The sequence below is a fragment of the Streptomyces sp. NPDC088766 genome, from assembly GCF_044750845.1.
Lineage (GTDB): Bacteria > Actinomycetota > Actinomycetes > Streptomycetales > Streptomycetaceae > Streptomyces.
The window spans coordinates 333,135-347,499 of the sequence record NZ_JBIVKQ010000004.1 but is presented as its reverse complement, the minus strand read 5'-3'; the positions used below and the strand labels follow the sequence as shown (position 1 = coordinate 347,499).

Annotated in this window: 13 protein-coding genes; 6 read left to right on the top strand and 7 right to left on the bottom strand. The window is 73.4% G+C overall.

Annotated elements, in window-relative coordinates:
- Positions 1-358: 358 nt before the first annotated feature.
- Both ACIP5W_RS08705 and ACIP5W_RS08700 read right to left on the bottom strand, forming a co-directional pair.
- Complete coding sequence (locus ACIP5W_RS08705) at positions 359-1,117, bottom strand: hypothetical protein (protein ID WP_401468752.1); 759 nt, start codon at positions 1,115-1,117, stop codon at positions 359-361.
- Between the two features lie 324 nt (positions 1,118-1,441).
- Positions 1,442-3,124: a PucR family transcriptional regulator gene (locus ACIP5W_RS08700; protein ID WP_401468750.1), complete on the bottom strand. Its 1,683-nt coding sequence runs from the start codon at positions 3,122-3,124 to the stop codon at positions 1,442-1,444.
- A gap of 469 nt (positions 3,125-3,593) precedes the next feature.
- Between ACIP5W_RS08700 and ACIP5W_RS08695 the strand changes: the two genes are divergently transcribed.
- From ACIP5W_RS08695 to ACIP5W_RS08680, 4 genes are all read left to right on the top strand, one after another.
- Complete coding sequence (locus ACIP5W_RS08695; RefSeq protein WP_401468747.1) at positions 3,594-4,493, top strand: FAD binding domain-containing protein; 900 nt, start codon at positions 3,594-3,596, stop codon at positions 4,491-4,493.
- On the top strand, positions 4,493-5,068 hold the full coding sequence (locus ACIP5W_RS08690) for a (2Fe-2S)-binding protein (RefSeq protein ID WP_401468744.1): 576 nt from the start codon (positions 4,493-4,495) through the stop codon (positions 5,066-5,068). The genes ACIP5W_RS08695 and ACIP5W_RS08690 overlap by 1 nt, the downstream gene beginning before the upstream one ends.
- Positions 5,069-5,109: 41 nt before the next feature.
- Positions 5,110-7,509, top strand: coding sequence for a xanthine dehydrogenase family protein molybdopterin-binding subunit (locus ACIP5W_RS08685; protein WP_401469019.1), 2,400 nt, complete (start codon positions 5,110-5,112; stop codon positions 7,507-7,509).
- Positions 7,510-7,745: 236 nt separating this feature from the next.
- A complete protein-coding gene (locus tag ACIP5W_RS08680; protein ID WP_401468741.1) occupies positions 7,746-8,897 on the top strand; it encodes an XdhC family protein in 1,152 nt (383 codons plus the stop codon).
- On the opposite strand, the gene ACIP5W_RS08675 is transcribed toward ACIP5W_RS08680, so the two are convergent.
- The 5 genes from ACIP5W_RS08675 to ACIP5W_RS08655 all read right to left on the bottom strand — a co-directional run bounded on the left by ACIP5W_RS08675 (position 8,849) and on the right by ACIP5W_RS08655 (position 12,503).
- Positions 8,849-9,250: a lanthionine synthetase LanC family protein gene (locus ACIP5W_RS08675; RefSeq protein WP_401469016.1), complete on the bottom strand. Its 402-nt coding sequence runs from the start codon at positions 9,248-9,250 to the stop codon at positions 8,849-8,851. The two genes, ACIP5W_RS08680 and ACIP5W_RS08675, sit on opposite strands and share 49 nt — an antisense overlap.
- Positions 9,251-9,265: 15 nt before the next feature.
- Positions 9,266-9,415: a hypothetical protein gene (locus tag ACIP5W_RS08670; protein WP_401468739.1), complete on the bottom strand. Its 150-nt coding sequence runs from the start codon at positions 9,413-9,415 to the stop codon at positions 9,266-9,268.
- A gap of 144 nt (positions 9,416-9,559) precedes the next feature.
- The gene (locus ACIP5W_RS08665; RefSeq protein ID WP_401468736.1) at positions 9,560-10,000 is read right to left on the bottom strand and encodes an SRPBCC family protein; all 441 of its coding nucleotides are present in this window, start codon (positions 9,998-10,000) and stop codon (positions 9,560-9,562) included.
- 121 nt (positions 10,001-10,121) lie between these two features.
- The gene (locus ACIP5W_RS08660) at positions 10,122-10,886 is read right to left on the bottom strand and encodes a polysaccharide deacetylase family protein (RefSeq protein ID WP_401469013.1); all 765 of its coding nucleotides are present in this window, start codon (positions 10,884-10,886) and stop codon (positions 10,122-10,124) included.
- A 162-nt stretch (positions 10,887-11,048) separates the two neighbouring features.
- Complete coding sequence (locus tag ACIP5W_RS08655; protein ID WP_401468733.1) at positions 11,049-12,503, bottom strand: family 43 glycosylhydrolase; 1,455 nt, start codon at positions 12,501-12,503, stop codon at positions 11,049-11,051.
- A 238-nt stretch (positions 12,504-12,741) separates the two neighbouring features.
- Between ACIP5W_RS08655 and ACIP5W_RS08650 the strand changes: the two genes are divergently transcribed.
- Together ACIP5W_RS08650 and ACIP5W_RS08645 are read left to right on the top strand one after the other, a co-directional pair.
- On the top strand, positions 12,742-12,921 hold the full coding sequence (locus ACIP5W_RS08650; protein ID WP_401468730.1) for a hypothetical protein: 180 nt from the start codon (positions 12,742-12,744) through the stop codon (positions 12,919-12,921).
- A 297-nt stretch (positions 12,922-13,218) separates the two neighbouring features.
- On the top strand, positions 13,219-14,304 hold the full coding sequence (locus tag ACIP5W_RS08645; protein WP_401468727.1) for a GNAT family N-acetyltransferase: 1,086 nt from the start codon (positions 13,219-13,221) through the stop codon (positions 14,302-14,304).
- The last annotated feature ends 61 nt before the right edge of the window (positions 14,305-14,365 follow it).

Here is a 14,365-nt window from a genome sequence, read left to right as displayed (position 1 = left end):
CCCCGTCGGCCGCCGTCACGGCCTCCCGCCGGGATCACGGCCGTGACCGACGGCGTCGCGTGGACACACCGCGGGCCGGGGGACCCCGGGTTCGCCCTGACGGACCTCGAGGCCCGTCGCACCCGTTGAGCCGGGGTGTTGCAACGGCCACTGGAACTCAGGCGCGGCCGGGGCCGCCGCGACCTCCCGCGCGCGGAGGCCGCGGCATCGCCGACTCCCTTGCCCGGCAGGGCGATACGGCCGCCGCGCCCCCGGTGCGGGCCACTCCGGCCTGCCCGGTGGCCGCCGGGGAGCCGAACCTCTCACCGGCCTGTCCGGTACGGCCCTCCCCGGCCCCGGTCCGGGTGAACCCGGTCGCCTACGCCGTGGCCGCCGGTGGTGTCAGATGGCGGGCCAGCCACGTCGGGACGCCGCCCAGGAGCCGGAAGAGGCGTCCCGCCTCCTCGCGCAGTCGGGACGCCTCCGGCTCGGTCTCCGCGTCCGCCAGCGAGACCAGGGCCGGGGCCGTACCCACCAGGTAGCCCAACTCCTCCCGGATGCGCAGGGATTCGGCGAAGCCGTGACGGGCCTCGGCGGTGTCGCCGTCGCGCAGGGCGAGGCCCGCCAGGTGACGCCAGGTGAAGGACAGCAGCAGGTCGTCGGAGCGGGCCGCGGCGGCCGTGTGCGCGCGCCGGTAGGCGGCGCGTGCGGCCTGCGGGGAGCGGGTCAGGTTCTCCGCGAGCAGCCCGCGCCGGAAGTCCAGCAGGGGCCGTCCCGCCGCGTCCGGAGGGATCAGCGCGGCTGCCCGGCCGAGCGCGGCCCGCGCCTCGTCCGCCCGGTCGCGCACCCCGTGCACCGTCGCCGCGTACGCCAGGTGCCCTCGTTCACAAGCGGCGGCGCCCCGTTCCTCGTCGGTGTGGGCGAGGGCCTCGGCCGTTCGCAGCGCGTCCTCCGCATCCTGCCAGCCCTGCTCGGTGTAGAGGCACCGTTCCACGAAGAGGGCCGCCCGCTGGACGGCCCCCGCCGCGCTGTCCGGCGGCAGTAACGCCGCGGCGTCGGCCCAGCAGGCCCGCGAGCGCAGCCGCCACACCGCGGTCTGGAGGGGATCGTCACCAGCGGTCGTTCCATTGCCAGACATGGCGGAATGCGCCACGTTGCCCTCCCCAGGGTCCTGTCCTTCGGATCAGCTCGGGGTCACGGGGCCCGGCGGGCGCGTCTGCGGCGTTGCCGTCGGTCCTCGACGCTCCGCGTCGGCTTCCTCCCGCGCCGTGCAGCTGCACGCACCGAGTCCCGCTCACCGGCATGGCAGGGCACCGCCCCCACGACGACCTGATCCGAAGGGCAGGCCCAGCACACCGTTGAGCTTCGAGTGGTGGCCGCATCTCAACACGAATGACGGGCCGGGCCAAGGGGGTGGGTGAAGCTTTTCACAAAGTCGGGGGACCCGGGCGTCCCCCGGGTTTCAGCTCATCCGCAGGGCCAGGAAGAAGTCCAGCTTGTCCTCGAGGCGCGAGAGGTCCCGGCCCGTCAACTGCTCGATGCGGCCGACGCGGTAGCGCAGTGTGTTGACGTGCAGGTGGAGCCGGGACGCGCAGCGGGTCCAGGAGCCGTCGCAGTCCAGGAACGCCTCCAGCGTCGGGATCAGCTCGGCGCGGTGCCGCCGGTCGTAGTCGCGCAGGGGGTCCAGGAGACGGGCGGTGAAGGCCCGCCGGACGTCGTCGGGGACGAAGGGCAGCAGCAGGACGTGCGAGGCCAGCTCCTGGTGACCCGCCGCGCACACCCGGCCCGGGCGGGCCGCCGCCACCCGGCGGGCGTGCCGGGCCTCCTCCAGGGCGCCCCGCAGCCCCTCCGCCGAGTGCACCGCCGCGCTGACGCCGAGCGTGACCCGGCCGTCGCCGTCGAGGCCCGCGGCCAGCGGCTCCCGCACGGAGGCCAGCAGGGTGTCGGCGAGGACCCCGGACTCCGGTCCGTCGTGCTCGCCGGCGACCGCCGGGAGGGGGACGAGGGCGACGGCCTCGTCCCCGGTGTGGGCGACGGCGATGCGGTCGGAGGGCTCGGGGCCGGTGGCGTGCGGGTCGACGAGGATCTCCTCCAGGAGGGACTGGGCGACCGGACCGCCTTCGGCCCCATTCCCCTCCGCGCCGTCCCACTCGACGCGCGCCACGACGACCTGCCAGTGCGGCGCGGCACCCAGCCCGGGCAGCAGGACCGGCGCCGCCACCCGCAGCCGGGCCGCGATCTCGGCGGGCGCCGCGCCCGTCTGGACCAGTTCGAGGACCTCCTGGGCGAGCCGTCTGCGCACCGTGCGCGCCGCGTCCCGCCGGTCCCGCTCGACCGAGATGAGCTGGGTGACGCCCTGGAGCAGGTCGAGCCGTTCCGCCGCCCAGTCCCCGGCGTCCGCCTCGACGGCCAGCAGCCAGTCCGACAGCACCGTCTCGCGTACGTCGCCCACGGCCTGCGGGGCCCGCGCGCCGCTGCGGACCGGGAACAGCGAGTACGTCGCACCGGCGAGGATCACCCGGTGCGGGCCCCGCCGGCCGGTGCGGACGGCCGCCAGGTGTTCCGCCGCCAGCTTCGCGCGCACCTCGGCCGGCAGCCCCGGCCCCGCCGGTTTCGGGCCCGCGACGAGCCGGCCGGTGGGCGACAGCACCCAGGCGCGCAGGTCCAGGTCGGAGCCGAGCAGGTCCAGGACCACGTCGGGACCGCCGCCCGCCGGTCCCGAGGTCATCATCCGGCGGTGCCGGTCGACGACCGCCGCGAGGTCCCCGGCACGCTCCCCGGACACCTGGCGCACGACGTGCTCGGTGATCGTCGCGAACGCCACCGACTCGTGCACCGCGAACAGCGGCAGCCGGTGCCGGGCGCAGGCCAGGACCAGGTCGTCGGGCACGTCGCCCAGCTCGGCCTCACCGGCGGCGAGCGCGGCCACCCCCGCCTGCACCAGGAGCCGTACGAACGGCTCGGAGTCCGCGGCGTCCCGGCGCCAGGCCAGCCCGGTGAGCACCAGCTCGCCGCCGGAGAGGTAACGGCTGGGGTCCCGCAGGTCGGTGGTCATGACGCCGCGTACCGTGCGGTCCAGCTCGTCCTGGCCGCCGAGCAGCCGCAGGCCCAGCGCGTCGGTGTCCAGCAGTGCGCGCAGCCGCATTCTCGTCGCCGCCGTTCTTTGTCCGGAAATCTACGATGAAGGGTGAAGGGTGAGGGGTCGCGGGGTCGGGCGGGTCCCGGCGACGGGCTCCCGGCCCCCCCCCCATGAGCACCCTCATGAGCGGCATTCTCGGACTGCCGCGTCGTCTCTCACGTTTCCACGGGAGAACCGGGAGGTTACCGATGGCCTCCGTTCATACGAATCTACAAGATGCCCGCCCCGACCAGCCAACTCCTTCATGGTTTCCGTGACTGACCCGGGCGGAGTACGGAGCTGTGTACTGGCCCCGATCCGCGTGAACATCACAAGAAAAAGCCGGGACCGCCGCACCCGATCCGGCTCGAACCGACGAATCACGAGGCCAGGACTCACGAGGCCGGGACTCACGGGACCAGGACTCACGAGGCCGGGACTCACGGGACCAATACTCACGAGATCAAGACTCACGAGACCAAGAAGAGAGCCGGTCATGGACTTCCTTCGCCCCGCCAGCTGGCAGGAGGCGCTCGCCGCGAAGGCCGAGCACCCCACCGCCGTGCCGATCGCGGGTGGCACCGACGTGATGGTCGAGATCAACTTCGACCACCGGCGGCCCGAGCACCTCCTCGACCTGGGCCGGGTCGGCGACCTGTACGAGTGGGAGGTCGGCGAGGACTCCGTGCGGCTGGGTGCCTCCGTCCCCTACACGAGGATCATGGAGAACCTGCGGTCCGAGCTGCCCGGCCTCGCCCTCGCCTCGCACACCGTGGCCTCCCCGCAGATCCGCAACCGCGGCGGCGTCGGCGGCAACCTCGGCACCGCCTCCCCGGCCGGCGACGCCCACCCCGCCCTCCTCGCGGCCGGCGCCGAGGTCGAGGTCGAGTCGGTGCGCGGCTCCCGCCGCATCCCCGTCGACGACTTCTACACCGGGGTGAAGCGCAACGCGCTCGCCGCCGACGAGCTGATCCGCGCCGTGCACATCAAGAAGGCCGACGGCCCCCAGCAGTACTCCAAGGTCGGCACCCGCAACGCCATGGTCATCGCCGTGTGCGCCTTCGGACTGGCCCTGCACCCCGACACCCGCACGGTCCGCACCGGGATCGGTTCGGCCGCGCCCACCCCCGTCCGGGCGAGGACCGCGGAGGAGTTCCTGAACGCCGCGCTCGACGAGGGCGGCTTCTGGGACAGCGGAAAGATCATCACCCCGTCGCTCGCCAAGCGGTTCGCGGACCTGTGCGCCGCCGCCTGCAACCCGATCGACGACGTCCGCGGCACCGCGAGCTACCGCCGCCACGCGGTCGGCGTCATGGCCCGCCGGACCCTGACCTGGACCTGGGAGTCGTACCGCGGCGCCGGCCGCACCACCCGTCGAAAGGGAGGCGCTGCCTGATGCGCGTCAACTTCACCGTCAACGGACGCCCGCAGGAGGCCGACGACGTGTGGGAGGGCGAGTCCCTCCTGTACGTCCTGCGCGAGCGGCTCGGCCTGCCCGGCTCCAAGAACGCCTGCGAACAGGGCGAGTGCGGCTCCTGCACCGTCCGCCTCGACGGCGTCCCGGTCTGTTCCTGCCTGGTCGCCGCCGGCCAGGTCGAGGGCCGCGAGGTCGTCACCGTGGAAGGGCTCGCGGAGTACGCCAGGGAGCGCTCCCGCGCAACCGGCGCCCGCGGCGGCACCTCGCTCGACGAGGCCGGGGCCCGGCAGGCCGGGAGCGCGGACTCGCACACCGGCGAGGGCGGCGAACTCGCCCCGGTCCAGCAGGCGTTCATCGACGCCGGCGCCGTCCAGTGCGGCTTCTGCACCCCGGGGCTGCTGGTCGCCGCCGACGAGATGCTGGAGCGCCACCCGAACCCGACCGACGCGGACATCCGCGAGGCGCTCTCGGGCAACCTGTGCCGCTGCACCGGCTACGAGAAGATCATGGACGCGGTCCGCCTGGCGGCCGCCCGGCAGTCGGAGGAGGTCTGACGATGTCCACAGCCTCCCACCGCACCGCCTCCTCCCGCGCGATGTCCTCCCCCAACGGCACGCCCACCAAGATCACCCAGGGCGCGCCGGCCAGGGGCGGCATCGGCGAGTCCACGCTCCGCCCGGACGGCACCCTCAAGGTCACCGGCGAGTTCGCCTACTCGTCCGACCTGTGGCACGAGGACATGCTCTGGGGCCAGATCCTGCGCTCCACCGTCGCGCACGCCGAGATCGTCTCCGTCGACACCGCCGAGGCCCTCGCCCTGCCGGGCGTCCACGCCGTCATGACGTACGACGACCTGCCGACGGAGGTCCGGAACTACGGCCTGGAGATCCAGGACACCCCCGTCCTCGCCCACGGCAAGGTCCGCCACCACGGCGAGCCGGTCGCGATCGTCGCCGCCGACCACCCCGAGACCGCCCGCCGCGCCGCCGCGAAGATCAGGGTCGAGTACCGCGAGCTGCCCGTCGTCACCGACGAGGCCTCCGCGACCGCCCCCGGTGCGGTCCTCGTCCACGAGAACCGCACCGATCACCACATCGGCCACGTCCCGCACCCCAACATCCTCCACCGCCAGCCCGTCGTCCGCGGCGACGCGGCCGCGGCGGCCGCGCGGGCCGACGTGATCGTCCGGGGCGAGTACACCTTCGGCATGCAGGACCAGGCCTTCCTCGGCCCCGAGTCCGGCCTCGCCGTCCCCGAGGAGGACGGCGGTGTCCACCTCTACATCGCCACCCAGTGGCTCCACTCCGACCTGCGCCAGATCGCGCCCGTCCTCGGCCTGCCCGAGGACAAGGTCCGGATGACCCTGGCCGGCGTCGGCGGCGCGTTCGGCGGCCGCGAGGACCTGTCCATGCAGATCCACGCCTGCCTGCTGGCCCTGCGCACCGGCAGACCCGTCAAGATCGTCTACAACCGCTTCGAGTCCTTCTTCGGCCACGTCCACCGCCACCCGGCCCGCCTGCACTACGAGCACGGTGCGACCAGGGACGGCAGGCTCACCCACGTGAAGTGCCGCATCGTCCTCGACGGCGGCGCGTACGCCTCCGCCTCCCCGGCCGTCGTCGGCAACGCCGCCTCGCTCGGCATCGGTCCCTACGTCGTCGACGACGTGGACGTCGAGGCCGTCGCCCTCTACACCAACAACCCGCCGTGCGGCGCGATGCGCGGCTTCGGCGCGGTCCAGGCCTGCTTCGCCTACGAGGCCCAGATGGACAAGGTGGCCAAGGAACTGGGCCTGGACCCGGTGGAGTTCCGGCAGCTCAACGCCATGGAACAGGGCGCGATCATGCCCACGGGCCAGATCGTCGACTCCCCGGCCCCGGTCGCCGAACTCCTGCGCCGCGTCAAGGCGATGCCGCTGCCGCCGGAGCGCCAGTGGGAGTCCAGCGAGGGCGCGGACGTACGACAGCTGCCCGGCGGTCTGTCCAACACCACGCACGGCGAGGGCGTCGTCCGCGGCATCGGCTACGCGGTCGGCATCAAGAACGTCGGCTTCTCCGAGGGCTTCGACGACTACTCCACCGCCCGGGTGCGGATGGAGGTCGTCGGCGGGGAGCCGGTGGCCACCGTGCACACCGCGATGGCGGAGGTCGGCCAGGGCGGCGTCACCGTCCACGCGCAGATCGCCCGCACCGAGCTGGGCGTCGCCCAGGTGACCATCCATCCGGCCAACACCGAAGTGGGCAGCGCCGGTTCGACCTCCGCCTCCCGGCAGACGTACGTCACCGGCGGCGCCGTGAAGAACTCCTGCGAGCTGGTCCGCGAGAAGGTGCTGGAGATCGGGCGCCGCAAGTTCGGCTCCCACCACCCCGCCTGGGCCACCGCCGAACTCCTGCTGGAGGGCGGCAAGGTCGTCACCGACGGCGGCGAGGTGCTCGCCGACCTCGTGGACGTCCTCGGCGAGGAGGCGGTGGAGGTCGAGGAGGAGTGGCGGCACCGGCCCACCGAGCCCTTCGACCTGCGCACCGGCCAGGGTTTCGGCCATGTGCAGTACTCCTTCGCCGCCCACCGCGCGGTCGTCGAGGTCGACACCGAGCTGGGCATGGTGAAGGTCGTCGAACTGGCCTGCGCCCAGGACGTCGGCAAGGCCCTCAACCCGCTGTCCGTCCTCGGCCAGATCCAGGGCGGCACCGTCCAGGGCCTGGGGATCGCGGTGATGGAGGAGATCGTCGTCGACCCGAGGACCGCGAAGGTGCGCAACCCCTCCTTCACCGACTACCTGATCCCGACCATCCTCGACACCCCGACCATCCCCGTCGACGTCCTCGAACTCGCCGACGACCACGCCCCCTACGGACTGCGCGGCATCGGCGAGGCCCCGACCCTGTCCTCGACCCCGGCGGTGCTCGCGGCGATCCGCGACGCCACCGGGCTGGAGCTGAACCGGACACCGGTCCGCCCCGAACACCTCACCGCAACAGCCCCCGCCACGGGCTGAACCGGCAAGTCCGCCCCGGGAGCGCCTGGTTCGTTCCCCGGGGCCCCGACTGTCCGTCCTGGGCCGTCCACCGTCCGCACGGGTCAGGGCGGGGCCGGGGAGACCGGCCCCTTCATGGGGGCCTGACGGTGGTCTTCCCGGGGTACTTCGCCCGCCACCCCGTCGAGAGCCGGCTCGGCGTCCACCGGCCGCACCCGAACCGACCTCCGCACCATCGCAGTCAAGGAGACCTGGACATGCTGGACATCGCCGAGGAGCTGAACCGGTGGGTCGAGCAGGGCCGTGACTTCGCCGTCGCCACCGTGGTGGCCGTCGGCGGCAGCGCACCCCGCCGGCCGGGCGCCGCCCTCGCGGTGGACGCCGACGGCACGGCGATCGGCTCGGTCTCCGGCGGCTGTGTCGAGGGGGCGGTGTACGAGCTGTGCCAACAGGCCCTCGCCGACGGGGAGCCCGTCCTCGAACGCTTCGGCTACAGCGACGACGACGCCTTCGCCGTCGGCCTGACCTGCGGCGGCGTCATCGACGTCCTCGTCACCCCGGTGCGGGCCGGCGACCCGGTCCGCCCGGTCGTCGCGGCCGGCCTGCGGGCCGCCGCGTCCGGCACGCCGGCGGCACTCGCCCGCGTCGTGGGCGGGCCGGCCGCACTCCTCGGCCGCGCCCTGCTCGTGCGCCCCGACGGCTCCCACGACGGCGGCTTCGGCGCCCACCCCGAACTGGACCGCACGGTGGCCGCCGAGGCCGGCGCCCTGCTCGACGCGGGCCGCACCGGCACGCTGGAGGTCGGCGAACAGGGCTCCCGCTGCGGCACCCCGCTCACCGTGCTCGTCGAGGCCTCGGTGCCGCCGCCGCGGATGATCGTGTTCGGCGCGATCGACTTCGCCTCGGCGCTGGTGCGGGTCGGCAGGTTCCTCGGCTACCGCGTCACGGTGTGCGACGCCCGCCCGGTGTTCGCCACCCGTGACCGCTTCCCCGAGGCCGACGAGGTCGTCGTCGACTGGCCGCACCGGTACCTGGAGCGCACGGAGGTGGACGCGCGGACGGTCCTGTGCGTCCTCACCCACGACGCCAGGTTCGACGTGCCGCTGCTCCGGCTCGCCCTGCGCCTGCAGGTCGCCTACGTCGGCGCCATGGGCTCCCGCCGCACCCACCTCGACCGCAACGAACGGCTGCGCGAGGTCGGCGTCACCGAGCCGGAGCTGGCCCGGCTGCGGTCACCCATCGGGCTCGACCTGGGCGCCCGTACGCCCGAGGAGACCGCGTTGTCGATCGCCGCGGAGATCGTCGCCGACCGGCGCGGGGGCAGCGGGGTCCCACTGACCGGGGCGCACACCCCGATCCATCACGACACCCCGTCGCCGCCGGCCGGGAGGATCGGCTCGGTCGCCTGAGCCCGAGGTCTCGCCCGAGCCGGGAGCGACTCCCGAGCTTCGCCCGTCGCGAGCGCGCCGAGGCCGATGCCCGCGTCGCCGCCCATCAGCTCGAACAACTCGCCCCAGCGCGTCCCGTCGAACCGTGACCGCACCCGTGCCAGGGCCCGGTCGGCGGCGGCCCCGGCCGCGCCGTCGCCGAGTTCGCGGTGGACGGTGCGCAGGACGAGGGCGATCCCGGTACGGCCGAAGTACAGCGAGTCGTCCTCGCCCGCCTCGGCGGCGGACGTGAGGAAGCGTGCCGCGCGCAGGGCTGCGTCGCCGTAGCCGTCGTCCCCGAAGTGCCGCCGGGCCTCCAGCAGCGCCGGCACGATCCCGGCCGTCCCGCGCTACAGGCCCGCCTCGACCTCCGCGCCGGAAGGGACGGCGGGCCGTCCGAGCTCTTTGCCCCCGGTCTCCCGGGCGGCCGCGAGCAGCCGCCGCAGCCCGTCCGCCGCCAGCGCCTCGACCTCGTCCACCCGCACGTCGACACCCTTCACGGGGTCACTTTTTCACGGGCTCGGGGGGCTGCCCCGGGGGTCCTCGGGGCGCGTGCGGCGGCCCGGAACAGCCGTTCGCGCCCCGCGCGCTCCCGGACGGGGTGTGCGGGGCGGGGGTGGGGCCGGTGTCGTGGTGACGAGGCGTCAGCCCCGGCGCAGCAGACGGTTGGCCGCCCGGCCGAAGACCGCGCGGGCGACGGGGCTCACGAGCGGGTCGAGGAAGGGCGGCGCGAGGGGCGAGCGGATCTCCTCGCGCCAGACGACCCTGGTCCGGCCGCCGGGGCCGGGGCGGACCTCGATCTCCGCCCAGCCCCGGACCGTGCGGCCGAGCTTCTCCAGCCGGCACAGGCCCGGTCCGCCGTCGTCCGGCGGGCACCAGACGGTGACCTCCATGCGGTCGTCGAAGGCCAGCGGTCCGATCCCGGACCGGGCCACGAACACGGTGCCCTCCCGGGTCGGGCCGGGGGTGAGCACGGTGACGCGGGTGAGCGGGACCACGTCACCGTGCCGGGTCCACTCGGTGAGCCGCCGCCAGGCCTCGTCGAGGGGAAGCGGTGCCGTGCGTTCGAACTGGAAGGTCGCCACACAGTGATCGTAAGGAGTCGCTCAGGCGCGGTGGCGCGTTCGCCGGCGGCTCACACGGTTGGCCCAGTCCGGACGGGTGCGCGGGCGTGCGGGCGGCACGGCCGTGCCCTCACCGGCCCGGTCAGCGGTAGACCTTTCCGGCCTCCGCCCGCCCCGGCGCGAGAAGTTGGGGCACGGTGACGAAGACGTAGCCGCGTTCCTTCAGCGCGTCGACGATCCCGGGCACCGCGGGCACGGTCCCGGCGTAGATGTCGTGCAGCAGGATGATGCCGTCCCGCTCGGTCTGTTCGAGGACCCGGCGCCGGATCAGCGCGGAGTCCTCCGTCGTGTAGTCCTTGGCGGTCACGCTCCACAGCACCTCCGCGAGGCCCAGCTCCCGGCAGATCTCGTGCACGGTGTCGTCGGTACGGCCCTGGGGCGGGCGCACCAGGGTGGGCCGGCGGCCGGTGAGGCGCTCTATCTCCCTGTTGGGGCGCTCCAGTTCCTCGCGTATCTCCCGCGGTGCCAGCTCCGTGAGGATCTTGTGGTCCCAGGTGTGACCGGCCACCTCGTGGCCCTCGTCGGCCATGCGCGTGACGAGCTGCGGGTACTTCTCGATGTGCCGCTTGCCGAGGAGGAAGAAGGTCGCCGGGACCTGTTTCTCCTTCAGGATGTCCAGCAGGCGGGCGGAGTTCTCGCTCGGGCCCGCGTCGAAGGTGAGCGCGACGCACTTCGCCGCACGGCAGTCGACGGTGCCGAAGCGGGCCGCCCGGGCGGTGGACACGGGCTCGGCGCGCACGGCGCCGGGTGCGGTGGTGTCGAGCCCGGCGCAGCCCGTCAGGGCCAGGGCCAGGCAGGCGGCGACACCGGCCCCGGCCGCACGGAACGGGATCCCCGTTTTCTTCATCTTCTTGGTCGGAGAAGGCATGCCGGGACCATACACAGGGCGTATAGCGGTTGACCTGGGATTATTTCCCGGTGCGCCCGCCCTTGCCGCCTGCCCCGCGGCGTCTGCCGCGCAGCTCTCGCGACAGACGCCGGGACCCGGGGAGGGGGTGGAGGGGATGCCTCACTGGGTGTGGAACGTCGCGTCCGCGCGGTCCGTCGCCGTGCTCGGCGCCTGCACGTACAGCAGATGGTCGTAGTGCCGCAGGTAGCGGCCCGCGTAGTTGTACGACTCGTACGACACCCCCGCCGCGTCGGACAGACCCGCACGCCGGTGGAACGTGGCGTCGGCCGCGAACTGCGCGCTGCCGTCGTTCTTCTCCACCCACACCTCGAAGTTCTTGTGCCGCAGGTAGTGGCCGGGGAAGTTGGCCGACTCCAGGGAGACCGTGCCGCTGCCGGCGAGGCCGGGCACCACCCGGAACTGCGAGTCCGCCAGGGGGCTCACGTTCGCCTCGACGCGGGCGCGGTACTCCCAGTGCCGGACGAAGCGGTCCGGCAGGTTGTCCGAGGAGAAGCGCTGCGGGGTCACCCCGTCGGCGACCGGGATGCCGAAGTCGGGGGTGCCGTCGGCCTTCCAGTACAGCTTCTGCACACGGGTGCGGCGGTTGGGGTCGTTCAGCGGGTCGCCGGTGATGTCCTTGTAGCTGCGGTCGTGGTAGACGAGGATGTCGGACCTGCCGTCCTCGGAGACGGTGAAGGAGTTGTGGCCGGGTCCGTACTGCGAGGTCGCCGCGCTGCTCTTGAACACCGGTTGCGGACTCTTCGTCCAGGAGGACGGGTCGGTGAGGTCGGCGGTCGCGGAGGCGGTCAGCAGGCCGAGGCAGTAGTTGGCGTCGGTCGCGCTCGCCGAGTAGCTCATGAAGACCTTGCCGCCGTGCTGGATCACGGCCGGCCCCTCGTTGACCTTGTAGCCGACGGTCTCCCAGGCCAGGGTGGGCTGCGAGATCTCCGCCGGAGTCCCGGTGATCGTCCAGGGGTTCGCCATCCTCGCGACGAAGAGGCTGGTGTTGTTCTCCTCGGCCGGGTTGCGCTGCGCCCAGGCGAGGTAGCGCACGCCGTTCACGACGAACGTGGTGGCGTCCAGCGAGAAGCTCTCCCACGTGGTCCTGATCCGGCCCTTCTCGGCCCAGGCCGCGGTGAGCGGGTTGCCGCCGGTGCCCTCCAGGACGTACATGCGGATCGCCCACACGTCGTCCGTGGCGCCGGCCGCGAAGTAGACGTACCACCTGCCGTCGATGAAGTGGATCTCCGGCGCCCAGATGTGGGCGCCCATGACCCCGCTGGTGTGCCGGGTCCAGATGGTGGTCTCGGGGGCCGTCGACAGGCCCTGGACGGTCGTCGCCCGGCGCAGCACGATGCGGTCGTACTCGGGGACCGTGGCGGTGAAGTAGTAGTAGCCGTCCGTGTGCTTGAAGATGTGCGGATCCGCGCGCTTCTCCGCGAGCGGGTTCGTGTAGGTCACGCCGGGGGAGGCGGGCACGGCGGCCTGGGCGGTGCCGGCGGGACCGGCGAAGCAGGCGGCCGCCAGGGCCACCGTCCCGGCCGTGAGCAGTGCGCGGGTGCGCCGACGGAACATCCGAGGCATATCAGGACCGTCCCTTGTCCGTTATTTCGAACACAGTTCGTAACTTCGGCCAGAAGATAGGGGTTGAGCATGCACTCGTCAATGGTGTCGGCGGGGGTTCGCGGGGGTGGGGGTGTGTCCCCGACGTTCGTCACTGCTCTGGCAGGTGACGAATAGGTCTGTGCCGGGTATCCTCGGTACGCGAGTGGGTGACCGATCCGCAGTGCACGGCCGAACCCCGGAGGATCAGATGGCGCACGAAGAGAACACCCAGGACGCCGCGGAGACGGCCCGCCGTGCCCGGTTCGGCGCGCTGCCGCAGCGCATCACCCCGGCCGAGATGGTCGAGGAGAAGCCGGCGAGCGTCGTCGACCCGGCGAGGAACGACTACAACGACGACGCATGGCTCGTCCGCATGGGCGCCTTCTGAGCCGGCGGCTCCCCGGCGCCGCGGCTCCCCGGCGCCGGTCCGGGTGAGACCTCACCGGGCGGCCGTCCACCGCGTTCCCGCCCCCAGGCGGGCGCGGCGGGCGGCCGCCTTCGTGCGCCGCCCCGAGGCGGTTCACCCGTATCCGCGAGTCTTCGGCTGAACGTTCACATCGGGCAATCCTCTCGTTCGGGAAACGGCGGTCACACTTCTCGCGGATCATGGACGGGCCGAAAGGAACGGGCCGGCAAGGGTTTTCGTCGGCCGTGCCGCCCGCTCCCCGCGACACCAGGAGTCCGCATGACCACACCGCGCATCGACCTCGTCCACCCCGGGGACCTGGCTCCCGCGGACCTCGCGTCGTGGAACGACCTGCGCGTCACGACCGCCACCGTCGCGAACCCCTTCATGAGCGCCGAGTTCACCCAGGCCGTCGGCCGGGTCCGGCCCGACACCCGGGTGGCCGTCCTGCGCCGCAGAGGACGGCCCGTCGGCTACTTCCCCCACCAGCGCGGCCCCTGGGGCTACGGCCGCGCGGTCGGGCTGGGCGTCTCCGACTGCCAGGGCGCCGTACTCGAGCCGGACGTCCAGCTGGAGGCGCAGCACCTGATGCGCGCCTGCTCGCTCAACGCCTGGGAGTTCAACCACCTCGAAAGCGGCCAGGACCTGTTCCTGCCCTACGCCACCGGGCAGTTCGCCTCGCCCGTCGTCGACCTCGCCCCCGGTTTCGAGCACTACGAGCGGCAACTGCGCGAGCACGCGCGCGGATTCCTCAAGGCTGCCAGAGCGCAGGAGCGCCGCATGGTCCGCAACCTGGGCCCGCTGCGCTTCGTCCACGACGAACGCGACCCCGCGGCCCTGCGCGCCCTCATCGCCTGGAAGTCCGCCCACTACCGGCGCACCGGCCGCCGCGACCCGTTCGCCCAGCCGTGGATCACCCGGCTCGTCGGCCTCCTCGCCGGCACCGCCTCACCGCACTGCTCCGGCATCCTCTCGGTGCTCTACGCCGCCGACCGGCCCGTCGCCGCCCATTTCGGCCTGCGCTCGCGCACCGTCTTCTCCTGCTGGTTCCCCTCCTACGACCGCACCCTCGCCACCTACTCGCCCGGCCGCGTCCTCTACCTCCGCATGATCGAGGCCGCCGCCTCCTCCGGCATCCACCTCTTCGACTTCGGCCGGGGCGAGGCGGCGTACAAGAACTCCTTCAAGACGGGCGACCTCCTGGTGCACGAAGGGGCACTGCGCACGACCGGCCCGGGAGCCGCCCTGCACTGGCTCCGCCGCGAACCCGTACGCGCCGCACACCGCCTGGTGCGCGACCACCCCGTCCTGAAACGGGCGGCACTGCGCACCCTGAGCGCCGTCGGCGCGGCCCGCGGACGCTGACTCCCGGACGCGGCCACGACGCGGCACGGCGGGCGGCGGGCTGTGGGCGGCGGGCTGTGGC